At 59.6% G+C, this 26,882-nt stretch carries 20 protein-coding genes; 8 read left to right on the plus strand and 12 right to left on the minus strand.

Translation table 11 applies throughout. The features are described from left to right. Nucleotides 1–463: 463 nt before the first annotated feature. The 6 genes from JWR14_RS21285 to JWR14_RS21310 form a co-directional block, all read right to left on the minus strand. Nucleotides 464–1,930, minus strand: coding sequence for an efflux transporter outer membrane subunit (locus JWR14_RS21285; protein WP_299711151.1), 1,467 nt, complete (start codon nt 1,928–1,930; stop codon nt 464–466). Nucleotide 1,931: 1 nt separating this feature from the next. Next, entirely contained in the window at nt 1,932–3,131 is a 1,200-nt protein-coding gene (locus JWR14_RS21290; protein WP_299711030.1) for an efflux RND transporter periplasmic adaptor subunit, read from the minus strand. Beyond that, on the minus strand, nt 3,121–6,312 hold the full coding sequence (locus JWR14_RS21295; protein ID WP_299711033.1) for an efflux RND transporter permease subunit: 3,192 nt from the start codon (nt 6,310–6,312) through the stop codon (nt 3,121–3,123). Before JWR14_RS21295 ends, JWR14_RS21290 begins: the two co-directional genes overlap by 11 nt. A 743-nt stretch (nt 6,313–7,055) precedes the next feature. Continuing rightward, nucleotides 7,056–8,231 carry a porin gene (locus JWR14_RS21300; RefSeq protein WP_299711036.1) on the minus strand — a complete coding sequence of 392 codons (1,176 nt, stop codon included), beginning with the start codon at nt 8,229–8,231 and terminating at the stop codon, nt 7,056–7,058. A gap of 117 nt (nt 8,232–8,348) precedes the next feature. Continuing rightward, nucleotides 8,349–9,221, minus strand: a complete 873-nt coding sequence (gene dapA, locus JWR14_RS21305) for a 4-hydroxy-tetrahydrodipicolinate synthase (protein WP_299711039.1) — start codon at nt 9,219–9,221, stop codon at nt 8,349–8,351. Between the two features lie 302 nt (nt 9,222–9,523). Further along, on the minus strand, nt 9,524–10,195 hold the full coding sequence (locus tag JWR14_RS21310; RefSeq protein ID WP_299711042.1) for an FCD domain-containing protein: 672 nt from the start codon (nt 10,193–10,195) through the stop codon (nt 9,524–9,526). A gap of 241 nt (nt 10,196–10,436) precedes the next feature. Here JWR14_RS21310 and JWR14_RS21315 point away from each other — a divergent pair, with 241 nt between their 5' ends. From JWR14_RS21315 to JWR14_RS21330, 4 genes are read left to right on the plus strand one after another with little or no spacing between them, the layout of a single operon-like run. Then, complete coding sequence (locus tag JWR14_RS21315; protein WP_299711045.1) at nt 10,437–12,221, plus strand: gamma-glutamyltransferase family protein; 1,785 nt, start codon at nt 10,437–10,439, stop codon at nt 12,219–12,221. Between the two features lie 48 nt (nt 12,222–12,269). Beyond that, a complete protein-coding gene (locus JWR14_RS21320) occupies nt 12,270–13,679 on the plus strand; it encodes an MFS transporter (RefSeq protein ID WP_299711049.1) in 1,410 nt (469 codons plus the stop codon). Nucleotides 13,680–13,717: 38 nt separating this feature from the next. Continuing rightward, entirely contained in the window at nt 13,718–14,272 is a 555-nt protein-coding gene (locus tag JWR14_RS21325; protein WP_299711052.1) for a GAF domain-containing protein, read from the plus strand. Nucleotide 14,273: 1 nt separating this feature from the next. Further along, nucleotides 14,274–15,548 carry an MFS transporter gene (locus JWR14_RS21330; RefSeq protein WP_299711055.1) on the plus strand — a complete coding sequence of 425 codons (1,275 nt, stop codon included), beginning with the start codon at nt 14,274–14,276 and terminating at the stop codon, nt 15,546–15,548. A 35-nt stretch (nt 15,549–15,583) separates the two neighbouring features. Here the strand turns inward: JWR14_RS21330 and JWR14_RS21335 are convergent, their stop codons facing one another. The 3 genes from JWR14_RS21335 to JWR14_RS21345 all read right to left on the minus strand — a co-directional run bounded on the left by JWR14_RS21335 (nt 15,584) and on the right by JWR14_RS21345 (nt 19,617). Next, nucleotides 15,584–16,615, minus strand: coding sequence for an alpha/beta hydrolase (locus JWR14_RS21335; RefSeq protein WP_299711057.1), 1,032 nt, complete (start codon nt 16,613–16,615; stop codon nt 15,584–15,586). Nucleotides 16,616–16,713: 98 nt separating this feature from the next. Continuing rightward, nucleotides 16,714–18,222, minus strand: coding sequence for a M81 family metallopeptidase (locus JWR14_RS21340; protein WP_299711060.1), 1,509 nt, complete (start codon nt 18,220–18,222; stop codon nt 16,714–16,716). A 105-nt stretch (nt 18,223–18,327) separates the two neighbouring features. Then, on the minus strand, nt 18,328–19,617 hold the full coding sequence (locus JWR14_RS21345) for an MFS transporter (protein ID WP_299711063.1): 1,290 nt from the start codon (nt 19,615–19,617) through the stop codon (nt 18,328–18,330). Nucleotides 19,618–19,749: 132 nt separating this feature from the next. Between JWR14_RS21345 and JWR14_RS21350 the strand changes: the two genes are divergently transcribed. The 4 genes from JWR14_RS21350 to JWR14_RS21365 all read left to right on the plus strand — a co-directional run bounded on the left by JWR14_RS21350 (nt 19,750) and on the right by JWR14_RS21365 (nt 22,572). After that, complete coding sequence (locus JWR14_RS21350; protein WP_299711066.1) at nt 19,750–20,712, plus strand: LysR family transcriptional regulator; 963 nt, start codon at nt 19,750–19,752, stop codon at nt 20,710–20,712. A 203-nt stretch (nt 20,713–20,915) separates the two neighbouring features. Next, nucleotides 20,916–21,314: a DUF1090 domain-containing protein gene (locus JWR14_RS21355; protein WP_299711070.1), complete on the plus strand. Its 399-nt coding sequence runs from the start codon at nt 20,916–20,918 to the stop codon at nt 21,312–21,314. Nucleotides 21,315–21,398: 84 nt separating this feature from the next. Continuing rightward, nucleotides 21,399–21,908: a hypothetical protein gene (locus tag JWR14_RS21360; protein WP_366144580.1), complete on the plus strand. Its 510-nt coding sequence runs from the start codon at nt 21,399–21,401 to the stop codon at nt 21,906–21,908. A 370-nt stretch (nt 21,909–22,278) separates the two neighbouring features. Beyond that, nucleotides 22,279–22,572 carry a hypothetical protein gene (locus JWR14_RS21365; protein WP_299711073.1) on the plus strand — a complete coding sequence of 98 codons (294 nt, stop codon included), beginning with the start codon at nt 22,279–22,281 and terminating at the stop codon, nt 22,570–22,572. Nucleotides 22,573–22,692: 120 nt separating this feature from the next. Here the strand turns inward: JWR14_RS21365 and JWR14_RS21370 are convergent, their stop codons facing one another. The 3 genes from JWR14_RS21370 to JWR14_RS21380 all read right to left on the minus strand — a co-directional run bounded on the left by JWR14_RS21370 (nt 22,693) and on the right by JWR14_RS21380 (nt 26,848). Further along, on the minus strand, nt 22,693–23,892 hold the full coding sequence (locus JWR14_RS21370; protein ID WP_299711076.1) for a GGDEF domain-containing protein: 1,200 nt from the start codon (nt 23,890–23,892) through the stop codon (nt 22,693–22,695). 457 nt (nt 23,893–24,349) lie between these two features. Continuing rightward, nucleotides 24,350–25,402, minus strand: coding sequence for a methyl-accepting chemotaxis protein (locus JWR14_RS21375; protein WP_299711079.1), 1,053 nt, complete (start codon nt 25,400–25,402; stop codon nt 24,350–24,352). 258 nt (nt 25,403–25,660) lie between these two features. Next, nucleotides 25,661–26,848 (minus strand): MFS transporter, encoded by a 1,188-nt coding sequence (locus tag JWR14_RS21380; protein WP_299711082.1) that lies wholly within the window; start codon nt 26,846–26,848, stop codon nt 25,661–25,663. Between the last annotated feature and the right edge of the window lie 34 nt (nt 26,849–26,882).

Genomic DNA, 26,882 nt, shown 5'->3' on the forward strand with positions numbered 1-26,882 from the left:
CCCCCGAAGAGTGATCGCCCGGTCCCGTTTCTGTCTGACGGGTACTCAAGCGTTTCGCCGATATTTAAGTGTTCTGAAAGCGATATCGGCCCATTTTGGGAACTCTTTAGTGATGCCTGCGCAACAAAATGATCAATTGACGACGGGCGTAGAAGGCATGTATTTAGGCATGGCATAGCGATCATTTTCTGCAAATAGGCAAACGTTAAAATGGGTCAGAAAAGACGAATTGACGTTAGGCTTGCATAGGAAGACCGAATGCGCCGACGGGCGTAATCACCGTGTTGCGGTGAGCGCTGAATAGAGGGCGATACCGGCACTGTGGAAAGGTCCGCGTCGACCACGTCCAGGCATTCGATGGCGCTTTTAGTAACTTGTCCAGGCGTGATGGGCCACGCTATGAATGCAGCGCTAAAGCGGGGTATTTTTTTGGATTTCTACCGCTGCGCGACGTGGCCTGTCACTATTCTTTCGGTTTCTCGCTGGCGGCGACAAGCACCGGAGCCGCCGCCGTGCTCGCCAGCTCTTCGCTTGACCAGCCGCCGCCCAACGCCTTGATCAATTGCACGTTCGCGCTTAGCTGACGTGTCTGGATATCGAGTAGACCGCTCTGAGCGTCGAGCGCGGCGGTCTGCGCCTGCACGACATCGAGATAACCGACCGCACCTTGCCGATACCGGTGCAGCGCCAGATCAACGGAATACTGCGCCGAGTTGCTGGCATCGCGTTGCTGGTCGAGCGCCGTGCCAAGGTCCTGCAGCAGCGAAAGATTATCTTCGATTTGCTGGAACGCCGACAGCACGACACCGCGATAACGCGCGCCGGCTTCATCGGTCGCCGCTTTCGCCGAATCGAGCTGCGCGCGGCGCAAGCCGCCATCGAAAACGTATTGCACAAGCTGTGGACCGATCGCCCAGAACAAGGTCGGAGCACTGATCAAATTCGAATAGGCGGTGCTTTGAAATCCGGCTTGCGCACTGAGTGTGATGGACGGAAAGTAGGCCGCACGCGCTACGCCAATCTTCGCATTGGCTTCGGCAACGCGGCGTTCGGCCGCGGCAATGTCCGGGCGCCGCTGCAGCAACGTAGAGGGCAAGCCAGCTGGAATCACGGGTAGGGGAATCGCGGCAGTTTGCTGCGGCAACGTGAACTCGGACGCGGACGCACCAACCAGTTCAGCGATCGCGTGCTCGATCAACGCGCGTTGGGCGAGGTTCTGCGACAGCTGCGATTTCGCCGATGACAACTGCGTCTGCGCGCGCGATACGTCGAGCCCTGAAACAAGTCCTCCTCCGTGCAGCGTTTGCGTGAGTTGCAGCGCGCGCGCAAATGCCGCGACGGTGTCGGTGAGCAACTGTGTCTGTTGATCGAGACCGCGCAGGCGGATATAGCTGTCGGCGAGTTGAACCTGCAGGCTCAATTGCACCGAGGCAAGATCGGCCTTCGATGCTTGTGCTTCGTCCTTGCCCGCTACCACGGAATCCCGCACGCGGCCCCACAGGTCGAGGTCATAATCGACCTCGCCGCCGAGCGTGGCGGAGTTGTAGTCGTTGGGGCCACCCACACGCAATGGCCGCCTGTACGACTGCCGGTCACGTTGTGGAACCGCGTTTACAGAGACTTTCGGGAACAGTCCGGCTGAGACCTGATCTACGAACGCCTGGGCCTGCCTGTAGTGCGCGAATGCGGCGGCAAGATCCGTATTGTTCGCGAGCAGGCGTTGCTCGAGGTCATCGAGCTGGGCGTCGTTATACATCTTCCACCAGCCACTGCGGCTCAACTGGTCGGCGGGCTGTGCGCTGATCCACGGACCGACCGTGTGATATTGCGCGGCAACCGGCGAAGGCGGCACCTTGTAGTCCGGCGCGAGCGAGCACGCGCCAAGTGCGAAGGTGCCGGCGAGCAGCGCCGGGACACGTAACCTAGCCATCCTAGCCATTGGCGGCCACCTTCTTGTCGGCACTGGCGACTTGCACGTGATCGCCGTCAACAAGTCCATCAGGCGGCGTGTCGATCACGCGGTCGCTTGCAACAAGCCCCGAGCCGATTTCGACCGAGTCGCCGAAATCGCGATTGATCGTCACCTTCTTGAACACGACCTGGCCGTTCGCACCGAGCGTTGCGACCGTCAGGCCGCGAGCGTCGAAAACCAGGGCGCTGGCGGGAACCCGTACCGCGTTTGCCTGCACCGGCAGCTTGAATTGCAAGCTGGCAAAACCACCGGGCAAGAGCTTGCCGTTGGCGTTGTCGACCAGCAATTGGACCAGCGTGGTGCCTGAAGTTGCATTGACTGAATCCGCCGATGCAATCACGCGCGCCGTGAAATGCTGGCCGGGATATTCCGGTACGGAAAGCGTCGCTGTCGTGCCGCTGCGGACATCGGGAGCGTAACTTTGCGGGACCTGTACATACACGCGCAACTGCTTCACGTCGGAGACCGTGAACAGCTCCTGTCCGACGCCGCCGCTACCCGCATTGATGAGCGCGCCGACATCCGTGTCACGAGCGGTCACCACGCCGTCAAACGGCGCCAGGATGCGCTCGAAGCCCTTGGTGGCGAGCAAACGATCCACATTGGCCTGCGCGGCCGCCACGGCCGCTTTCTTGGCGGTGTAGTCGCCGGTGCGTTCGTCGACTTCCTGCTGGGCGACCGAGTCGGTGCCGAGCAGCGCCTGCCAGCGTTTCGCGGTCGTTCCCGCCAGCGCCGAGTTGGCTTGCGCGCTGGCCAGGTCCGCGCGAGCCTGCAGCAACTGCTGGTCGAGTTCCGGCGACTCGATCACCGCGAGTAGTTGCCCGGCCTTCACCGGTGCGCCGATATCCACATTCCACGACTTCAGGTAACCGCTCACGCGCGCGAAGATCGGCGCACGCGAATACGCTTCGAGATGCGAGGGCAGGTCGAGCGTCGGACCGGTTGCCGCGCTGACCGGATGGATCACGTTGACCGTCGGGATAACCTGCGCGTTGGTCCAGGTCTTGAGGTTACGGGCATCGACGGCGCGCAGCGCGACGCCGACGGCGACCACGAGCACGGCAACCGCGATACCGACCACGCCGATCACGACGAGCCGCCGGCGCGGCACAGGTTGATTAGTCACCGGTTCATTAGTGATAGCGGGTTCAGACGACATGAGCAGGACCTCCCGTAACGGGTGTCGGGGCAATCGCGCGGCCAGGGCGCGAGTGAATGATGCAGAAGATCACCGGGACCAGGAGCAGCGACGCGGTGGTGGCGAAAATCAGGCCGCCGATAACGGCGCGGCCAAGGGGTGCGTTCTGTTCGCCGCCTTCGCCCATCGCGAGGGCCATCGGCGCCATGCCGATGATCATCGAAAGGGCAGTCATGAGCACGGGGCGGAAACGGGTGAAGCCGGCTTCGAGCGCAGCCTTGAACGGGTCGCCGTGAACGGCCAGGCGCTCGCGGCAAAAGCTGACCACAAGAATGGAGTTGGCGGTCGCCACCCCCATGCACATGATCGCCCCCGTCAGCGCGGGCACGGACAACGTGGTGTGGGTCGCGAACAGCATCCAGATGATGCCGGCGAGCGCGGCCGGCAACGCCGTGACGATCACGAACGGGTCCGCCCACGACTGGAAGTTGACCACGACGATCAGGTAGATCAGCACGACCGCGCCGAGCAGGCCGAACAACATGCCGGCGAATGCGCTGTTCATGGTCTGCACCTGGCCGAGCAGCGCAACCGATGAACCCTTGGGCAACGTGCCGGCATTGTTCTTCACCACGCGCTGGATGTCGGACGCGACCGCGCCGAGATCGCGATCCTGCGTGGTGGCGAAAATCTCGACCATCGGCTGGATGTTGTATTGGCTTACGACCGCATTGGTGTTCGTGCGCTGGACGGTCGCGAGGCCGCCGAGGATCTGGCCGCTACTCTGCAGACTTGAGGTGATGGGCAAATTCTGCAGCGAGGCCAGCGAATCGAGGTTGTATTGCGGCGTCTGCATCACGATCGGATACGACACGCCGTTCGCGTTGTTCAACCAGAACGTCGGCGCGACCTGGCTCGACCCCGCGAGGTTCACGACCAGGCTGTTCGTGACATCCCGCTCGTTGATGCCAAGCAGTTGCGCGCGAGTGCGGTCAACATCGACGTTGAAGGTGGGAGAGTTTTGCGCTTGCTGGATGCGTGCATCGACTACGCCGGGGATCTGGCGGATCTCGCGCAGCAGCCGGTTCGCATAAGCGAAGTTCGCGGACAGGTTGTTGCCGCGCACCTGCAGGTCGACCGGCGCCGGCGAGCCGAAGTTCAGGATCTGGCTGATGATGTCCGCCGGCGGGAACGAGAACGTCACGCCCGGATAAAGGCGCGGCAACTTTTCGCGCATCTCCCGCACGTACTCCGCGGTCGGGCGATGATCTTCGTTCAGCGCGATCTGGATGTCGCCGTCTTGCGAGCCGATCGTGCCGGTGTTGTTGTAGGCGAGATTGATACCGCTGACCGGCAGGCCGATGTTGTCGACCATGGTGGAGAGTTCAGCAGTTGGAATGATCTGACGGATCGACCCTTCCACATCCGCAAAAATCTGCGCGGTCTTTTCGACCCGCACGCCGACCGGCGCGCGCACGTGCAACAGGATCTGCCCGGCGTCCACGTCCGGGAAAAAGTTGCGGCCAAGCAAGGGCACCAGCGCGAACGAGATCAGCACGAAACCGAGGAAGCAACTCACGAACGGCGCGCGATGATTCAGCGCCAGTTCCAGCAGGCCGTGATAACCGGCGCGGATTTTTTCGAAGCGCCGTTCGAAGCCTTGCTGGAAGCGTCCGAGTGGTCCGGGGCGCTTCTTTTCATGTGCATCTTCATCGAGGTTGTGCGGATGCAGCAGGTATTTCGCCATCGTGGGAACGAGCGTTCGCGACAGGATGAACGACGCGACCATCGCGAAGATCACAGCCTCGGCCATGGGCACGAAGAGGAAACGCGCGACGCCGTCGAGGAAGAACATGGGCACGAACACAATGCAGATACAGAGCAGCGCCACGAACGCCGGCGTGACGATCTGCGCGGCGCCGTCGAGGATGGCTTCTTCTACCTGCTTGCCTTGTTCCAGATGCCAATTGATATTTTCGATGGTCACGGTCGCGTCGTCGACGAGGATCCCCACCGCGAGCGCAAGGCCGCCGAGCGTCATGATGTTGAGCGTCTCGCCGAGCGCAGACAAGGTCGCTATCGAACCGAGAATGGCGAGCGGAATCGAGGTCGCGATGATGACGGTCGAACGCCAGCTGCCGAGGAACAGCAGGATCATGAGACTGGTCAGCGCGGCCGCGATCACGCCTTCGCGAGCCACGCCGCTGATGGCCGCGCGCACGAATAGCGACTGGTCGCCGATCGGCGCAATTTGCAGCGCGTCGGGTAATGAAGCCTTGGCGTCGAGCACGTGCTGCTTGATGCCGGCGATGATGCCGAGCGTGGACACCGAGCCGTTCTTCAGCACCGACATCAGTACCGAACGCTTGCCGTCCACATGCACGATATTCGTTTGCGGCGGACTGCCATCGCGGACGTTGGCGACATCGTGGATATACACCGTAGTGCCATTGACCGCCTTGATCGGCAGATCGCCGAGCGCTTTAAGCGCGTAAGGTGCGTTGTTCAACTGCAGCGTATATTCGTGATCGCCGATTTTTTCCGTACCGATCGGCGTCAGCAGGTTCTGCGCAGCGAGCGCGTTGGCGACGTCCTGGGCAGACAGGCCGCGCGCTTGCAAGGCCGTTGGGTCGATGTCGATTTGTATCTGGCGAGACTTGCCGCCGAACGGATAAGGGATCGACGCACCGGCAACCGTCACCAGCGCCGGACGCAACTGATTCAGCCCAAGGTCGCCCAGGTTTTGTTCAGAGAGACCCTTGCCCGAGAGCGCGAGCTGGATGATCGGCACGGTCGACGCGTTGTAGTTCAGGATCAGCGGCGGCGTGGTGCCCGGTGGCAGTTGACGCAACTGCGTCTGCGCGACCGCGGTCACCTGCGCGTTCGCGTTACTGATGTTCACGCCCGGCTGAAAGAAGACCTTGATAATGCCGAAGCCATTTACCGATTCGGCTTCGATGTGCTGGATGTCGTTGACCGTCGTGGTCAGCGAGCGCTCGAACGGCGACGTGATTCGTCCGACCATCTGATCCGGCGGCAAGCCCGTGTATTGCCATACGACGCTAATCACGGGAATGCGGATATCGGGGAAGATATCGGTCGGCGTTCTGATCGCGGAAAGCGGTCCGATGATCAGGATGAGGATCGCGAGGACGACAAAGGTGTAGGGTCGTCGAAGAGCGATACGTACTAGGCCGAGCATGAGCGTTCCAATACTTGGGGTTGAACTGAACCGACGGATTCTTTCTAATTACTTTCGAAATTGCGGATAAGAACCGATTTGAAATTAGACATCGCCAAGCGTGCGTGATTTTGTCTGAAACGAAGACAATCCGGGAATGTACACAAACGAAAACAAAGCTGCAGCGCACAAGCGCGTATTCGGAAGGGCGATCGAAGCCCTCCGGCCCGTTTTCGGCAGCGGATTGAAGGCAGTGAATAAGCGCCTGCGCCATAACTCACAATGGTCTGCGGCTTTTCTCCGTCGTCAGCGCAGGCCTGTGTAGCGGTGCCGACAGACGCATGGATTCTTTTATTACCGCCGTTTACGGCGCGGATTGCTTAAGACGACATTGGCTTATGAAGGTGCTCGCAGATCGGGTCCGCGGAGTGAGCCACGAGGCCATGAAATTTTCGGCTGCGGCTACCAACGGGGTGGGAGCGTGACGCATGCGAGTCGATGCTGCATGGATCAAGGTAGGGAGTGGGGCGCTGATCGCCGGCCCCGCGGCTCATCTTGCCGGCTGTCACTCCGGCTCGGCCAGACGCGACATGCGTGCCTGCAGTCACACCAAGATAGCGGAGTTTCCCGCCGGACATATCGTGTGCGGGGTTGATCCGTCGCTGACTAATCGGCACAAAGCACTGTGCACCGGAGTATTCGCATTCGCATTCATCCCCGATGCACCGCGCTTCTTACAAGGCTTCTTACAGCACTACGCAGTCTTAAAACGCGTGCTTGATGCCGACCGTGACGGCGACCTGACTGTTCGTCGACGAAGGTGACAGCGTGTTGATGGTGGCGTTGTTAAGCGCCGAGCCATCCGTCCCGCCACTGACGTGTTGATAAACCCCTTCCGCATACAAGTCCGTGCGCTTGCTGAGCGAGTAGTCGGTCTGCAGCGTCACCTCGTGCCACCTTGGCGATGACGACGTGCCGCCCGTGCTATATGCGCCGTCGGTGAAGGTGTAGGCACCTGCCAGACTTAACGCGGGGGTCAACGCATAACGGGCATTGACCTCGTAGTTGTTCAACCGTAAGCCACCGTTCAACGGCACATTTCCTGCACTGCCGGCGAACACGCTAGCCATGTTGTCAATCTGCGAATGTGTCCACAGCAAGCCAACAGTCGCCGGGCCAAACACGTAGTTGCCGCCCACGCCCCAGATCCGCTGACGCGCTGCGACGAAATCTGCGCTGCCATCGGCTAATGACACCGCGCCATTGGGATTGGTGCCCAACACGCCGCCGCCCGCATTGTTCATCTGGAGGTAGGCCGCAGCGACATTGAACGGCCCGTGCGCGTAGGTCGCGCCAAAACCGTAGGCACGATTATTCGAGAAACTGTTTGCGTTGTTGCTGAACGAATACGCGCCGCCGAACGTGATGCCTGCATAAGACGTGCTTACGTACTTGACTGTGTTGTTCAGGCTCAACGAGTCGGCCGCGAGGTTATCGTTGTTGAACGGATGCGCCGAAAGATTGCCGCCGTAGCCGCTGCCCGCCGCCGATAACGGGCCGAGATAGTCATTCACCGAATCAAACTGGCGCCCGAGCAGCACGGTGCCGAACTGACTGCTTTGCAGGCCCACGTAAGCTTGTTCACCGAAGGCATCGCCGCCGTTGAACTGCGTACCGTTGTTCAGGTTGAAGCCGTTCTCGAGCTTGAACACAGCCTGAAGGCCGCCGCCCAGGTCTTCCGCGCCTTTGAGTCCGTAGACGGTGTTTTCGGTTGCAGCACTCGTTTCCTGCCAGGCGCTGTGGCCTCCCTGGTTGTTCGAGTAAATAAGGCCGGTATCGATTACGCCATACAGCGTCACACTGCTTTGAGCATGCGCCGAAACAACGCAGCCTGCGGTCAAAGCCGTGGCCAGGAAGGACGCGTTCAGGGATTTTTTCATATTGACAGCTCCATGGTATTGCGGCGCCAAGCGCGCTTAAAACCGCTTGCCGCCTGGTCGAAGCTTCGACCAGGCGCAAACAGAAACTTTGTATCTAAAAAGGGAGCGGGGCCGTGTTCAAACCATGATTGCGAGCTGCCGGGTGCAGGTATCGAGCGCGATCCGGAGCTGCTCTTTGAGCGTGACCGACGCTTCCATGATCGGCAGACGTGTCTCGCTTCCAATCGTGCCGTCTAGCGCTAGTGCTGCCTTCACGCCGGCTGGATTGGGTGCGCTGAACAAGAGCTTGATTACCGGCTTGAGCGCTTCGAAAAATGCAGCAGCGTCGTCCGTTCTCGCCGATAAAACCCGTTCGTGGATCTCGGCAAGAATATCGGCGAAAAGATGGGCGCTCGTCAGGATCCCGCCGGAGCCGCCTGCGATCAGACAGTCGACATAGGCATCGTCGTTGCCGCACAGCACGCTGATCGGCAATTGGCAGAGCCTTTGGAAATTTGCCGGCACGCAAGCCTTGATGGCGACAATATTCGCGTGTTCAATGAGCCGCTCAACCGTGCTTGTCTCGATGCAAACGCCGGTGCGATGCGGCACGTCGTACAAAATGATGGGCCGTTCGGTGGCGCGCGCAATTTCGTCGAAGTGCCAGCGAATGCCGTTTTGATCGGGGCAAATGTAGGCAGGCGCGGAGACCAGGTATCCGCCGATATCCCAGTGGTCCAGTTCGCGGATTTCCTGCACCATGTCACGCGTATTGAGACCGCCGACACCGACCACCACTGTCAGGCGCGTCCCGATGACTTCGAACAAGGAGCGCAGGACCTTATGCCGCTCGCTGTGATCGAGCAGGGCCGCTTCGCCGGTCGTTCCCAGCGCGACGAAACCGCTGATCTCCTGGCTCAGGTAGCGCTCAGCAAGCCGCTGCAGCGCATCAACGTCGACTTGTCCGTGCTTGAACGGCGTGACAATAGGCAACCATATTCCAGACACCATGCTCAACTCCGCTGCGCGCGGCGACCGGCTGCACGCGAAGGACTTGGCTGGTTTGCAGCGTTTGACACTGCTGCCGGGCGCGATGTTTGACCGGCGCGAATGCTCGTTAAGACATCTTCGAACGTCATGATGATTTGCTTCGAGTTCCATTCAATTGGATCAAGCAAAGCCTATCGGATCGAGCGTAAACGTCCTGTTAAAAAACGCAATTTGCGTATATAGAATGCGGGGTTGTTGAGCGGGTTTTGGTACGCTGAATGGTACGGTTAAGGTAGTGTTAAAGCGCAGCAGGCGGCTCGTTTTCAGCGTTCGGTGGCATCGTCACGCCCAACGGACGTACGCCACTGAACGCTCAACAGGTGCTCGCGCATGGAACGTGCAGCTAATTCGCTATCGCGCGCTTTCATGGCGCTGACAATATCCTCGTGCTGTTGGGCGAAATAGCGCCGGGTCTCCTGGGCAGCGGTTTTTTCACGTACGTCAGGCTTGACCCGCATGCCATTGATGACTTCCATCAGGGCGATGAGAGCGGGATTCCGCGTGGCCTGTCCGATCAGCAAATGAAATCGATGATCCCACTGCTGCCACTCCTCGTCATTTTTTGCGGCGGCGTTCTTTCGCGCGCATTTTTCAAGTTCCAGCAAGTCATCTCCACTCGCTTTCGTCGCAGCAAGTCCGGCAAGCGCCGGCTCGAAAAGCAGCCGCATTTCTGCAATGTCCGCCGGACTGGCTCCCGCGCGAAGCCCGCGTAGTGTTGGCGCAAACTTCAGTGGCCGCGCACCCAGATAAGTGCCGCGGCCGACACCTCGCCACACACGGCCCGATGCCTCCAGCGACGCGAGTGCCGTGCGCAGTTCCCTCCGGGTGACGTCCAGGTCTTCAGCGAGACTGCGTTCGGGCGGCAACGCGTCGCCGTCCTTGAGCTGGTTGTCGACGACATAGTCCTGCAGCCTGTCCAGCAGTGATTTTTCCATTTGTCTATTCGAACCTTTCTCGAACCAATTCTGTACCAATCATCATTGGTACAGAAATACCGGAACCCCGCTGATTTTCACACTGCCACAGATATTTTTTATCCACTAGAATGGCGCAAAAGAAGGGTTGGAACCGGCTGCAACCCGGCATCGTTAGCCGTACCATTGTATTTTACTTGAAGTGAACCAATGATAATTGGTTCGCTTCATTGATCACCCATCGTCGCAAAAGGAGTGGCGCATGTCGTTCACAACCCGTCCGGAACTGATTGGCACGTTCGGCATGGTGTCCTCGACACACTGGCTAGCCAGTGCTTCAGCAATGGCCGTTCTCGAAAGAGGCGGCAATGCATTCGACGCGGCAGCGGCGGCCGGTTTTGTTCTGCAGATCGTTGAACCGCATCTGAACGGGCCGGGTGGGGAATTGCCGGTCGTGTTCTACAGTGCCCGCGAAAAACGGGTTCGCGTCTTGTGCGGCCAGGGCGTGACGCCCGCGGCAATGACGATATCCCGCATGCGCGAGCTAGGTCTGGAGGTCGTTCCAGGCACGGGGTTGTTGCCGGCGGTCGTGCCCGGAGCGTTTGGCGCGTGGATGCTTATGCTGCGCGACTACGGCCAGTTGCCCCTGGCAGACGTGATGAGCTACGCGATCGGCTATGCGGAAAACGGCTATCCCGTTCTTCCGCGAATGACGTCGTCAATCCTCGCCATCAAAGATTTCTTCAAGACGGAATGGCCCACGTCGGCAGAGCAATGGCTGCGCAATGGCGACGCACCCACGCCGAACCAATTGTTCGCCAATCCGGCAATTGCGCACACATACAAGCGCATCCTCGAAGAGGCGAATACCTGCCGCGATCGTGCCGGGCAATGCGAACTGGCCAGCAAGGTTTTTTATCGTGGGTTCGTGGCTGAAGCCATTGATCGTTACTTCCGGTCGACCGCGGTTCTCGACACGTCCGGCCAGCGCAATCATGGTCTGCTCAACGCGGACGATATGGCTCGCTGGGAGGCGTCCTACGAAGATCCGGTCTCATACGACTATGAGGGCTTCCAGGTTCACAAGACCGGCCCATGGGGTCAGGGGCCGATGTTTCTGCAGCAACTCGCGCTCCTCAAGGGCTTCGATCTCACCGCGATGGATCCCATGGGCCCGGATTTCGTCCACACGATCATCGAATGTTCGAAGCTCGCGTTCGCCGATCGCGAGGTGTTTTACGGCGATCCCCGGTTCGCGCAAGTGCCTATGGACGTGCTGCTTAGTGACGCGTACAACGACGAGCGCCGCCGACTGATCGATCCCAGTCGCGCGTCGTTCGAATTCCGTCCCGGCAGGCTGGGCGACAGCGAACAGCGCGCCGCACTGATCATGGCCAATGCGGGAAAACAGCAGTCGGGCGGCTTCGGCCAGGGCGAACCGACGTTCGCACCCTTGCCTGAACTGCGCGGCGACACAGTTCATCTCGACGTGGTCGATCGCTGGGGCAACATGGTTTCGGCAACACCATCGGGCGGATGGCTGCAGGCCTCGCCAGCTGTCCCCGGTCTCGGCTTTAACGTGACTACGCGCGCGCAGATGTTCTGGATGGAAGAAGGCCTGCCATCGTCGCTTGGTCCAGGGCGACGTCCCCGCACCACGCTTTCGCCCACGCTGGTCACGCGGGAAGACCAGCCCTATGCGGCGTTCGGCACGCCTGGTGGCGATCAGCAGGACCAGTGGTCAATCCAGTTGTTTCTCAGGCATGTGCATGCCGGCATGAACTTCCAGGCCGCTGCGGATTCACCCTCGTTCCAGACGGCTCATTTTCCGGGCTCGTTCTACCCGCGCTCGATGCAACTGGGCAAGATGTCTGCCGAGTCGCGCTTTCCGGAGAGCACGCTTGCCGAGTTGCGCGCGCGCGGGCATGACCTGACTGTCGCCGAGCCGTGGTCGTTGGGCCGCGTCTGCGCGGTCGGGATCCGAGGCGGGCTGATGCGCGGTGCGGCGACACCTCGCCAGATGCAGGCATACGCTATCGGGCGGTGACTTTCGCATCCCCGAGACTCCATCCAATTCCCTCAGCGAGAACATGCCGTGTCCGCTATCGCCGACCGTCTTGAAAGACTGCCTCTGGCGGGTTTCCATCGGAAACTCCTGCTCATCGGCGGGCTGGGCTATCTGTTCGATGGACTCGATTCATCGTCGCTGGCATTTCTGCTGCCCGTCGTCGGCAAGCTTTGGCACCTGACGAGTGCCGAAACGGGTTTGGTCGCGAGCAGTACCTATATTGGATACTTCTTCGGGGCCTTTTTGTCGGGGGTACTGGCCGATTTGATCGGACGGCGTCGCATCATGATGTCTGCGCTTGCCATCTACTGCGTTGCATCGCTCGCTAGCGCCGCCGCCAACGACTGGCACACGTTTTTCGCCTTGCGCATAGTTGCTGGCTTCGGCTCTGGCGCGGAGACCGTGGTGATCGCGCCATTCCTCGCCGAATTTGTGCCTCGCCGTTACCGGGGCATCTTTTGCGGGGCACTGGTCGGTTTCATGTCCTTCGGTTATCTGAGCTCGTCCATCATTGGCTTCACCGTGGTGAGAAACTTTGCCGATGGCTGGCGATACATGGCAGTGCTGACTTCATTGCCCGTTGTCATGCTCCTGTGGTGGCGCAGGACGCTCCCCGAGTCGCCGCGCTGGCTGGAAAGCCAGGGCCGGACTGCCGAAGCGAATCGGATAGTGAGCGCAATTGAGGCATGGTTTAACGACAAGGGCATCCATCTGAACCCCGTCGCGTCTCTCGGCCAGGTCGCCGCATCGGCGCCCACAAAGAGCAGTGCGTTGCAGAACGTCCTTACGCTGTGGTCGCCGCGCCTCGCGCGCACGACCGCAGTGAGCTGGTTGATGTGGTTCTCGGTTGCGTTTGCTTACTACTCGTTCTTCTCATGGATTCCGAGTCTGCTCCTCAAGGAGGGGCTCACCATGACGAAGAGCTTTGGTTATTCAATCGCCATTTATGGAGCGCAGATTCCCGGGTATTTTTCTGCGGCATGGCTCAATGAACGGATCGGCCGGAAGGCTGTGGTGGCGTCGTACATGCTGCTGGGTGGGATTGCGGCAATCACCCTTGCGTTCTCTCACAGTGGCTTGCAAATCATGAGCGCGGGCATCTGCCTGTCGTTCTTCATGAACGGCGCGTTCGCCGGGGTGTATGCGTACACCCCGGAAGTCTTCCCGACGGCGATTCGCGCGACCGGTACCGGATCGTCTTCGTCATTTGGTCGCATTGGCTCGGTGAGCGCGCCCATTCTGGTCGGCCTTGTCTATCCCACGCTCGGTTTTCTGGGCGTGTTTGCCATGACCACGACGGTCTTGTTGATTGGGGCCTGCGTGGTTGGCTTCCTCGGCATCGAGACTCGCAATCGATCACTTGAAGACATCGAGGAAGGTGGTCTGGAGCAGCACAATGTGCGAGCTCCGCTCAGTTCCACCGAAATGAACGGCTGAACGTCGAACTTACCTTACATCACCTTTGTATCAAGGCCATGCAAAACAATGAGATCGCGCTTGCGGCGCTAGCCACGCGAGTGCTTGGTATTCCGGACCTTGAGCGTCTGTCAGATGCGCTGCGGCTGAGCAATCAACCCACGGAGATATTTCGTGCAGTTCACGCGGCGGCGGAACAGACAATAGGCCTTCGCCTGTTCACGATCATGTCCTACGACGCACAGCGTCTCGAGGTGGAGCGCGTTTATACCAACATGCCGGACGTCTATCCAACTGGAGGGCGTAAGCAGAAACAGGGTACCGCGTGGGCTGGCCAGGTTCTGCTAAATCTCAAGCCTTTTCGCGCGGAAACGCAGCAAGGTATCCGGGATGCATTTGACGATCACGCGGTGATGACCGGCATGGGCCTGGGATCGATTTTGAATATCCCGATTGCTTACGACGGCGTATGCGTGGGCACGATGAACATGACGCATAGGGAAGGGTGGTATACGGCCAGGGATGAACAGATCGGCATGTTGATCGGCTCGTTCCTTGCCGCTGCACTCGTTAAGCGGAGCGCCATGCGAATCGCCGACTCCATCGGCCGTTGACATGAACATCAACACAACTAATCAGGTTACCGAAACATCCACGCTGCCAAAAATATTCCAGGCACAGGGTTCCTGGCTGCTTGTTTTTGCACTGGGCTATCTCGCGTTAATAGCCGATGGCGCGGACGTCATGATGTACGGCCTGACGCTCACGCGGATCAAGGATGAGTTCGCTCTGAGCAATGTTGAAGCGGGAGCGTTGGGGGCATTGACGCTGTGTGGCATGGCTGTAGGCGGGATTCTTGGGGGCTGGGCGAGCGATCGTCTCGGGCGGGTAAGGGTGATCGCGTGGGCGTTGGCGCTTTTTTCCCTAGGCGCCGGAATGCTGGGATTCACCCATAACTTCCTTGAATTCGCGGTGGTGAGATTTATCAGTTCGTTGGGCATCGGCTCCATGGTGCTGGTCACCACACTGGTTGCCGAATACGTGCCCACGGAACGGCGCTCCCTGATTCTCGGTGCCCTGCAGACCGGCATTTCGGCCGGCTACATTGTCGTCATCGCGCTGAGTAACTGGATTTTGCCGCACTATGGCTGGCGTACGTTGTACTACGTATCGGCGCTGCCAGTGCTGTTGGCGCTGGCCATTAAATTTGTTGTGCCTGAACCGGCAAACTGGCAAGCGAGTCGTGCTGTAGCGCGCGAGAACGAACGCAACAACGAACGCGGGCTTGTCCACAATCGCTATTACCAGATTTTCAGCAATCGACAATCGCGTACCCTGTTCATCCTGTGGACCTTGGCCTCGGTGTTCGCACTGTCCGGGTTTTATGGCTTGAACAACTGGTTGCCTACTTACCTGGAAAAGGAACTGCACATCAAATTCAATGCGATGGCCGGGTACATGATTGGCACCTACGTGGTCGCGTTCGCGGGCAAGATTATCGCCGGGTGGCTCGGGGACCGCTGGAGTCGACGCGGTGTGTATGTTCTTGGCTGCATGGGCGCAGCGTTTTTTCTGCCCGTGATCATCTTCTGGCACACGCGCGAGAACATCATCTATCTCATGTTCCTCTTCGGCTTTATGTACGGTGTGCCGCTGGGGACGATCGGGACATTCATGTCGGAGAGTTTCCCAACGTCGATCCGCGGCACGGCGGTAGGCGGCTCTTATAACCTCGGCCGCTTCTGCTCGGGTGCGGCGCCCGTTGTTATCGGTTACCTCGCCACGCAGTTTTCAATTGGCATTGGTTTCCTGGTGGTCGGTGCGGTCTTCTTTTTAAGCGGTGTAACCGCACTGTTCATTCCCGATCGATTGCATGACACGCAGCACTAGTCAACGAAGTCAACGCAATCAACGTTGCAGCTTTGTCAGAAGCGAGCCACATCGATGACCGCATCGGCGAATGCTTTCGGTGCTTCCTGCGGCAGGTTATGACCGACACCACCCCCGATATTTCGATGCGCATACCTGCCTGAGAACTTCTTCGCATAGGCGGCCGGATCGGGATGTGCCGCACCGTTGGCGTCGCCTTCCATGGTGATGGTCGGAACCGCGATCAACGGCGCCACCGCCAGACGCTTTTCCAGATCGTCGTACTGCGATTCGCCCTTGGCCAGCCCCAGACGCCAGCGGTAGTTGTGGATCACCACCGCTACGTGATCCGGATTATTGAACGACTCGGCGGAGCGCTCGTAGGTGGCATCGTCGAAATTCCATTTGGGTGATGCGGTATGCCAGATCAGTTTATTGAAGTCGTGGCGATTGGCTTCATAACCTGCATAGCCACGCTCGGTCGCGAAATAGTACTGATACCACCACGCGAGCTCAGCTTTCGGCGGTAGCGGCGCGTGGTTGGCTTCCGGACTTCCAATCAGATAGCCGCTTACCGAAACCATGGCCTTGCATCGTTCGGGCCACAACGCAGCGATGATATTCACCGTTCGCGCACCCCAGTCGAAGCCGCCGAAGATCGCTTTATCGATTTTTAACGCGTCCATCAGCGCGATGATGTCGAGGGCGACGACTGACTGCTGACCGTTGCGTAGTGTATCGGCTGAGAGGAATCGCGTTGAACCATAACCACGCAGATACGGCACGATGACCCGGTATCCGGCCGATACGAGCAATGGTGTCACTTCCGCGAAGCTGTAGATATCGTAGGGCCATCCGTGCAGGAGGATCACGACCGGTCCGTTCTGCGGGCCGGCTTCCGCGTAGCCGACGTTGAGCGTACCGGCGTTGACCTGACGAATGTTTTCGAACGAAGCAAGACGGGTTCCGGGCTTAGCGTCGTTCGACTGGGCGCTGGCGGACGCGCTCAGGCCGAGTTCCAACAAACTGATACCGGCAACGGTCGTCCCAAGCAGGCGACGACGTCGAGTATTAATCGGGTCCGACATAATTGATTCTCCTTGAAGATGGGCCACGTACGAGCGGTGCCCGATTCGGCACGCTCTTGATGAATCGAAAGTGTTGGGGCTGCTCTGATGCGCAGCAGTCAGCAGCGTTGCGCGCGAAACGATTTGAATGAAAGCCCCATCGGCCGCATGCGGATGTCCGGATCAAGGTGCTTCCACGGAAGGTCAGCCGGATCCGCAGCCATGGGGCCGGGCGCTTTTGCCACGAGAATCGCCTCGGCAATGGCTTCGAAGTCCGCCCGGAAGTGAACCGAGCTCTTGTTCACGAGGATCTTCATCCGTTCTGGTTCGATGCCCGCCACGCGGAACAGGTTGCGATCGAACACCTGCATCTTCACGGAGCTGACTGCAATCCTGACGCCCTCGATCCGCAAACAGGCGACCGGTCCCAACTCGCCCTGCATGCCATTGAGCATCGGTCCGTCGAATCGGAAGCGTCCGTCCGACAGATACTCGACTTCGAACTCGGCCACGAGCGGCGAATCGCCTTGCACACCGGCACCGCCGCCCAGCGACAGCGAAATGCACGCACCCACGCCGGCGCGATGCGCCGCTTCTGCTGCTTGCGCATCCCAGATCACGCCCACTGCCGCGCCGGTCGCACCGTTGCGCAAGAGCGCGCGCACCATGCCCATGGTGTTCGAATCGCCGCCTACGCCTGGGTTGTCCTGCGTGTCCGCGATGATGACGGGCTTATCAGAAGCCGTGCTCAACCGGATCGCCTCGAGCACGGCTTCGTCCGGAGTCAGGAACGGCACCTCCCAATGCGATTCTTCATTTACGAGCTTCGAAAAGAGCGCGTTCGCCGTGTGCTCAGCGGCTTCCTCGCTAAACGAATAAGCCCAGAGGGTCGGGCCGCACTCAGGAAAATCGGCAGCCGGAAAGCCCGGTGCGAACGACGCGGACACGACAGGCTTTTCTTCGAGATCCGCCAGCAACTGATACATCCCGCGTGCCGGTTCGACCAGCGTACACATGCCATTCACTGGAATCAGAAACGGTACGCGACGAACCGCGCAATGCAGCGGCCGTCCTTGCAACACCAGTTCGTCGAGAATCAGCGCAGCACGTTCGCCGGTATCCGCCATATCGACGTGAGGATAGGTCCGATATGCCACGAGCGCACTGGCATGCTTGAACATGCGCGCGGTGACGTTGGCATGAAGATCCAGCGAGACGACTACCGGCATGTGATCACCGACGATCCGGCGCACGCGTTCGAGAATCTCGCCTTCGCCGTCATCGTGCTGCTCGGTCACCATCGCGCCGTGCAGGTCGAGATAGATCGCGTCGAAGCCGCCTTCATTAACAGCCGCAATGATTTCTCCGCCGATCCGCTCGAACGCCTCCGTGGTCACATGCGCCGATGCACTTGCGCCTGCCCAGATCACAGGCAACAGCTCGTGCCCGCGCGCTTGTGCCGCCTTGATGAAACCGCCGATCGGGACGTTGACGTCGCGAAGATCAAGCACGTCAGCGCCTCGCACCAGCGGCGGAAAACCTTCCCCTTGAACGAAACTCGGATAAGACGCCTTGGTCGGCGCGAAGGTATTGGTTTCATGCTGGAAACCAGCGATCAATATTTTCATGGGTCTCACCTTTTACTTGAGTCTAACCACGGTCCACGAATAGATAATGTGGATACCTATGTTTTGTCTGCTTGTGACCAAATGCAAAATACTGTCCTGTACGCCCTAGTTCCTATTCAGTGTGAGCTTGCCCGTCAGTATCAAGACGGCGGCCACGGCGGCCGCACAGGCCATGACAAAGAGCCCGGCATGCATGCTTCCCGTCCATGCTTTTGTCCAGCCGACTACCGCGGGTCCCCAGAATCCTCCCGATAACCCGACTGTATTGATCAGCGCGATCCCCCCTGCCGCCGCGGTTCCTTCGACAAGCTCGGACGGAATGGCCCAGAAGACCGTATAGGCCATCCACAGGCAAGCAGTTCCCAAGGTCAGTGCCAGAAGGGTCATCGGCAGGTTTCCGTCGGCGAGAATGGCGGCGATCAGGCAGACCGAGGCGGCGAACGCCGGAATGGCGCAGTGGTAGCGCCGTTCGCCCAGCCGGTCGGAGCGGCGCCCGGCGAGGTACATGGAGACCGCGGCCGCTACATAGGGAATCGAGGTGTACCAGCCGAGGCGCAGCGTATCGCTCACGCCCTGTTCCCTGAGCAGCGTCGGCAACCAGAAGCTGATGGCATAGATCGGGAAAATGATGCTGAAGTACGCAAACGCGAGCACATAGACCCTCGGGCTTTTGAGCAGCGCCTTGAAAGAATCCGCGCGATGCTGGCTCGGCGCGGTCTCGTGCTTGAGCAGCCGCTTTTCGTCGTCGTTCAACCAGGGCGCGTCGTCGGGGCGATCGGACAGCACACGCAGGGTCAGAAGACCCAGCACGATACATGGCAGTCCTTCTACAAGGAACATCCATTGCCAGCCCGCCAGGCCGCCGACGCCGGAGAGACGCGTCATGAGCCACGCCGACAACGGCCCGCCGACAATCCCGCCCAGTGGTCCGGCCACGAACACGAGGGCGATGGCGCGGGCCATGCGAGCCGGGCCGTACCAGCACGAGAGGTAATAGATCATGCCCGGCGCGAAACCCGCCTCGAAGACGCCGAGGAGAAATCGCATCGCGTAGAAGGCGGGCACGTTACGCACGAACAGCATGCAGGCCGATGTAATGCCCCAGAGCACGAGGATGCGGCTGAATGTCCGCCGGGCGCCTACCCTTGGCAACATGAGGTTGCTCGGCAGTTCGAACAAGACGTAGCCTATGAAGAAAATCCCTGCGCCGACTCCGTATGCGGCGTCCGAGAAACCCAGGTCGGTCTGCATCTGGAGCTTGGCGAACCCGACGTTGACGCGATCCAGATACGCGAACATGTAGCAGGTCACTAGAAACGGCAGGAGCCGCCAGTTGAGCTTGCTGTAGAGCGCGGAGGGGTCGTCGCCCGCGGTCGATGGGTGGATTGCTGACATGCGTGTCTCCCGGTTTCGTTCACTGGACCAGTGGTAACGGCCAAGTTCATGGTGACAGCGCGAAAATAGGCTAGCAAGAGCAACTAAGTTCACATATCGTTGCTCTGTAGACAACACAAACGGAACAATCAAATGCGCGAGATCAACCAGCAGCGTCTTCGGTATTTCCACGAGGTGCTCACTCACGGCACCATCCGCGGCGCCGCAGAACACATCAATACCTCGCCTTCGGTTATCACGAGGCAGATCAAGCTCCTCGAGGATGAACTGGGCGCCACGCTGTTCGAACGTCAGGCTCGCGGCGTCAAGCCTACCGAAGCTGCGTTTCATCTGCTGGAGTTCTGGCAGGGCTACCGGTCGCAGCAGGAAAAGCTTGAGGACCAGTTGCACGCGTTGAAGGGACTTCAGCAGGGCCGTATCCAGCTTGCGGTGAGCGAGGGGTTTGTCGATACGCTTGTTGACGACGTGCTTGCGCCGTTCTGCGCCCGCTACCCCCGCCTGGAAATCAGCATGACCATGCTCGCGGTGGACGAGCTGCTGGACGATGTCGCGGAAAGCCGCTCGCATATCGGACTCGCCTACAATCCGCCGCCGCATCCGCGCATCGAATATCGAGCGAGTTCCAGCCAACCCGTCGTGCTGTTGCTGCGAAGCGATCATCCGCTCGTTAAACGTACCGGGCCGGCGAGCATCGAGGATCTGCGTGCCTATCCACTGGTGCTCATGCCATCCACGTTCGGGATCGGCCATGTTGTATCGATGCTGGAACTCGCCGAGAACATCACGATCCGCCCCGCGATAACAACGAATTCCCTGAGTGCATTGAAGCGCTTCGTGACGGCTGAAAACTTCGTGACGCTCATCGGCGAATTTGCTGCATACCGGGAGCTTGCGAGCGGCGAACTGACAACGGTTCCGATCGCGCACCCGCTGTTTGAAGGCGTGCAGGCGAGGGCGTTAGTCAAGACCGGCAGGCCGCTCGCTGGAGGCCCGCTCGAACTGCTTAAGTGGATTCAGGAACGCATGCCGATGTTTGCTGCGCCTCGCGCACCGGAATCGCGAACGAGAACGTCCCGCGGCCGGCGCAAGAAATAACCGTGCGGACCAGGCGTTGCACTATGGTTGAAGTTGGCGGTATCAAGGCGATGTCGCTGGTCTCGATGAGGCATGCAAACGCGGGCATTCTGGCTTCTGTTATCCCCTCTTCACGCGGGGTGCTCGGTCGGATAGTATGATGAATCATCGACGCTCGATCGCGGCTGATCGAGCGCCTCAATCAACCTCTATCGAGGTAGTAAATGAAGAAAATGAAGACAATGAGGACGGCCTTCAAGGTTCTGTTGTTGTCCTCAGTAATGTGTCCGATGCTTGTTTGGGCGCAAGTGCGTGGCTGTGAAGCCAAGCGTACTTCGTTGGAAAGGGAGATTACGTACGCTCAGGCGCATGGCAATGCACGTCGCGTCGACGGCTTGGAAACCGCGCTTGCCCGGTTGAATGCGAACTGTACAGATGAAGTTTTGCGCAGCGCGACTCAGCGCAAAGTTGCTTCGGCACAGAAAAAGCTGGCGGAACGCGAACACGATTTGCAGGAAGCCAGGACTCAGGGGAAAAGTTCTAAGAAAATTGCCGAGCGCCAACGCAAGGTGGATGAAGCGCACGCCGACCTGGAGCGGGCACAGGCCGAAAGCATTGACTGACCCGGTCAGCACGATGGCTTTCCAGCCCGCTGATGTTTGCAATATGGTCGTCCAGGACACGGCCGTATCGTAGTGGCACCTTGGTTGAATATCGCGTTTTCTGAAGGTGCCGCCCGCGAGTGTCCGCTGTTGGGTGACTTCGATGACCGCTCAGGGCGGGCGGATTCAACCAGTGTTGGAAAAGCGCGGGTCGGCTGGCAACCGTCTCCCTCGATCCGCATCCGCATGCTGCGTCTATCTTTTTCTAGCAGGAGCCGATCCATGGGACCGCGTGTTCATCTTCTCTTCATTGCCTCATTCGCTGGTCTATTGTTGAGCGCTTGTGCGCAGACCAGCCCCGTCGAGTTTTCCGTATCGGGCGCTGATGCGTCGACGCTCAATCAGGCGAGCGATATGGACTTCGGTCCGATGGACAGGACCATCGCACAATGTAAAGCGGTTTCGAAGAAAGCAGGCCCGGATCAATGCTCGAAAGTTCGTGCGTACGAGTCGTGTATGAAAGGTAAGGGCTACATCACCGTGCTTGGGCCGGAGAACCCGAAAGGTTGCGGCGATCCGGAGTGGGAGAAAGATGTGAGGAAGTGGCTCCAATGAGGAAAGGGCCGGAACCGTTGTTTGCTCAGGTGTGTCACGAGTTGTCCGACCTGGCTGGCAGGTGTCTTTAAACGTGGTCCGCTCGGACCGTCGTCAATCGTGGGGGATTTCGTTTGCAAGTTTGCTCACCAAGCGCCGCTCCACTGGCCATTCGCTATCCACGCAGCCCGATTAGTTTCCTGGCGGATCACGAAGCATGCACCGTTAAATGCCGAACCGCCGGCCTTGGATTGGGCTCGCCCGTTAGGGGTAACTCCGAAAATAGAAATTCACCCTTGCGAACAATGCGCTTAATCAACAGCGACCACTTTCCTACAATGGGGTTGCACCGTTTACGTGGAAATTCCATTTCAATCAAGGAGACCGGTTCATGAACAAGGCAACCAGCATATTAATCGCGGCCGTCGCAGCACTCACGCTGTCAGGCGGCGCTTATGCACAGAACAACAACTCGCTGGCGCGACCGAGCGTAGTGTCGCCGGCTGCTGCAACGGGCGGCTACGGAACGCCAGGGGACGCCAACTCGGACAGTGGCCGGGCCGCTGCGTCGCCGAACTCGGGGCTGCAAAATAGCAGCAATGGCTCGACCCCTGCTCCCACCGTTTGGAAAAGCAACAATTCGCTGGCGCGACCGAGCGTAGTGTCGCCGGCTGCCGCCCAATAACAGCTGTTGGCGACAACGATTAGTCGCGAATTGTCATCGCCACCGGGCTCGTGGGGCGAGGGTGACTCCCGGATTTCCCCCGATCTGTGCCACTAGTTTTTCACGTACCTGACACAGACTTCACTGCGAGTGATACTCGAAAGCCGCGACGCGCACACGGTTGCGGCCTTCCCGCTTCGAACGGTAGAGCGCCTCGTCGGCGCGTTGCAGGATCGTATCGAGCGTGTCGTCGGTGAGGCTGCCAGCGGCGATGCCGATGCTTAATGTCGGCTGGATCGCGAGCGCACCGAGCGAGCCGGTCGCATTCGCGAACGCGACGCGGATTCGCTCGGCGATCGCAAAGGCTTCACTGCCGCCGGTGCGCGGCAGCAGCATGACGAACTCGTCGCCACCATAGCGCGCGAGCGTGTCGCCGGTGCGCAGGTCGCCGCTCGCAGTGGCCGCGAAGAGGCGCAGCACATCGTCGCCCATCGCGTGGCCGTGCGTGTCGTTGACCGCCTTGAAGTGGTCGAGATCTATCACGACCAGCGATACTACGCTCAATATCGCATCGTCGTCCTGACGCGCCGCGCGGCGCGCGGCCGCCAGCCGCCCATATGACAGATGCAGTCCGCTGCGATTCAACGCACCCGTCAACGGATCGCGCTGCGCATGGTCGAACAGCAACTGATGGCTGCGCTCGGCAGCCATCAGCAACAACGTGAAGCCGCGAAGCGTGATAAAGACCTCGCCGGTCGCAGCCATCCACTGGTAGGTCGCGGTGGGTGAAGAGAAAAGTGTCGTGCCGCCGATCGCGCCGCGCAACGTCATCACTGTCCGTAAGGCAAACAACAGCGCGGTCGCGCCAAAACAACCGGCGAGCAGCCACGCGGACGTGAGTCGATGCCGTCGCGCAAGCCGCACCCCTTCGACGACGATCGCCGAGTCGATTAGCGCGGCGACCATGGATTCAAATGCAATACGTACGCGGAAATCGGCGGGGGTGGACCATAGCGCGACGAGCAGCACCTGCGATACCACGACGCTCGTCACCACCCACCAGGGCAGCGGCGGCCGCAGCGCGAATGCACGCACGGACACCAGCAGCAACAGAAAGGCGGCCATCGTCACGACGTTCGCCAGTTGCACGGTTACGAAATCGGGCGCCAAGCCGCGCAGCGCGACGCCGAGCGTCCCTAATCCCAGCAGCACATTGCTGAGGCCCCACCATGCCGGCCAGCGCTCGAACCGCTGCGTGCAATATGCGACCAGTTGCAGCGCGCCGAGCACGAGACAGGTGATGGCAGTGACAACATAAAGCGTCCGGATATCGAGAATCACCTGGCTACCCCATGTAACGGAAATGCGCCGGCAACGCCGGCAACGGCAGCGTTTCGCCCAGCAATGCTAGCCGTCAATCTCGATGCGGATTCGAACGCATGCACCCATGCGGGCATAGCGGCAAGTCACCACGACGCGTGGATCCAGCCGCTCGCGCGAACGACAGCATGCGTTCGACGACCGACTTGACGAGCGGCGCGGGCGGCCGGCGCAGATACCAGAAATGGGCATATCAGCCTGAATCAAGGGTCTCTTTTGGGGCGGTTCGTGCCCTCGCCGTATCGATTGCGCTCTGGGCGTCGCGCGGTCACAGATCCCGGGGAGTACGTCCACAACGGGACGCTCGGCGGGATTATCCAGATTGATTGACGGTGAAATACAAACGACATCGGCCGTACGTTTGGTGCAACGACCCGCTCCAAGGTGCTTTGCGCAGTGCACCGGCGAGGCTAGACACCTACGCCGCGTGATGTGGTTTTTGCTCAATCACCCCGAACCAGCCCATGCCCTGGTAGCTTTCATAGCCAGGCGTCAATGCATATCCAACAAACGATCCCTCAGTGGTGCGATAAGCGCCGGCACCTGTACTACCCGATCGCAACTCGTATCGCTTCGGATTCCTGGACATTTGCCCAGAATCCGCAATGACTCGCCCATTGGCGTCGACAATCATGCAACGCGTGCGCAATCGCTCCTCGTTACTCAAACGCACGTTATCCAGCACCGCCGATGCTTGCTTCGTCCAGTCGAAAAAGACCGCGAGAACGCCGACGATCTTTCCATTGCTTGCGCCGTTCTCCCTGATCGCGGTCGCGTACGTGGCCGTTTGCGCTCCGTTCAGTTCCGCGACCGTGCCCACGTTGGCGGTGGCATATTCGTCGCCAGAGCGCGTACGGAGCGCGGCATCGAACCACTCCTGGCGGGCGGCGCTTGCCACACCCGCGACCGGGAACTTTGAGGGCCGCCCATTCGCGACGACACGCCCGTCGAGATCCAGCATCCAGATGTCGAGATAGACGGTATAGCTGTCGAGTATCACCGACATCCGCTTTGACGCGTGAGCGGCGGCCTCCGGGGTGCTCGTCACGCCATCAACGATCGCTGCATCCGTTGCCCACCAGCGTACGTCGCATGATCGCTCGTAAAGATTGCGATCGATCACGTCGATCATGTTCAGCGCCAGATCGGTGAGTCGCTGACCCTGCTGCCGTTCCAGCTCCGCCACCATCGTTTCGCTGATAGTCGCAAGTTCAGCGCCGAGCTCGCCAGTGAGTTGCCCGATCCGGTGAGACACGTCCTTCACCTGGTTCGCCACGACTGCGAAGCCACGGCCGGCTTCTCCAGCGCGTGCCGCCTCGATCAGCGCATTGATGGCGAGATAGGTTGCCTCGCGGTTGATCAGATCGATTTCCGCGATCTTGTCTTTGGAAATCCTGCGGACGGCTGTCGTCAACTCGGCTATGACCGTGTCTTTCGACGGTTGACCGTGCTTCGCTAAGACTGCAGACATGGCGTGCTTGCTCCGATTGTTACGGTGCTGCCAACTGAGATTCACTACCGCCCCTGGTAGCGCGCTAGTGGTATTAACGGCGCATTTAGCGAATGCTTGAGTACCGAACCGAAATTCTCTCTGCGATGTGAAAGTATGGGTGATTCCCACTTTGCGCTGACCGGCGGGGTCAGGCCAGAAAGAGACCTTCAAACTCGCCGCTCAAATAAGTCGTCGCTGCCAGTTTTCAATGGCGGCCAAAGCACTGCTGGCGCAAGCCTAATCCAGCAACACCTGACGCGGGATTGTCGGAAGTATCAACGCGGACGTCACGAATCCGACAACACCGACGCTGCCGAATAGTGCCCATGTTTGGTGCGATGTTCCATTCAAAATGAGCCAACTTCCTGCGTAGTATCCAGCCGCGCCACCAAGCGCACCTATGGCACTCAGCGCGCCAAAAAACGTCCCTTGACTTCCATCGGTGGCCAGCGAAGCCGTCATGGTTTCAAGTGCCGGCAGCATGATAGTTTCGATAACCGTGTATGCGGCGATGAATAACAGGAACCACACGACGCCATCGAAAATGGCCACGCTGGCGAACGCGATTGCGGCAGCCAGATAGGCATACAGGGTCGCGGTCATGGGATTCATCCGCACGAGCCAGCGTTTCATCGACAGCATGAACGTCAGTCCGATTGCGCCGTTCACAACATAGACCGCAGACGCCGCGTGCGGACCCGCCAGACGCCCCGCATATAGTGGAAATGCGACATACAACTGCGGGAACAAAAAGAACCACGGAAGCGCGACCAGGATCAAACGCCACAGACCGCGATGGGTCGCCGCAGCACGCAGACTTGAGAGAACGGGACGACGATCCGATATTTCGGATACTTCGACGTTTAATCGAAACACCACTGCGCCAAGCAAGCCAAATAAAAGTGCGCTTCCGGCAAACGCGAAACGGGCATCGGCGAGACCCGCGAGTCCGCCTATTATCGGACCGACCGCGGTGCCCAGGTTCAGCATCTGGTTGTTAGTGGCAAACAGCGCGGAAAGCGTTGCCTTCGGCTGACGGCCGAGAACTCCGTAAAGACCGCCCTCGTAACATGCAACGCCCGAACCGGCCACGAACGCGAAGCATACCCAGGCGCTTGCGTCGTTCGTCATGCCGAATCCGAGAAATCCCAATCCCCTCAACCAAAGCCCCAACGCCATCATGCGCCGGGAGCCGAAGCGGTCCGCGACCGCGCCGGTCATCAGCGGCAACACCTGGGCGGAGACCAAATTTGCCGACATCACTGTGGCAAGCGCGGCGGCACTGAAATGCAAGGTCATCGACATGTGCAGCGCAAGCAGTGGAACGGTCATGAAGTGCGATGCGTTCATGACGCCCTGAATCCGCAACAACGCCCGGATGTCGCGTGAAAAGGTCGGACGGATCGAATGGCTCTTGGTGAACATCTTGCATCCTTGTAACCACTGTAGTATTTTGATG

This window comes from Caballeronia sp. (genome assembly GCF_028292365.1).
GTDB lineage: Bacteria > Pseudomonadota > Gammaproteobacteria > Burkholderiales > Burkholderiaceae > Caballeronia.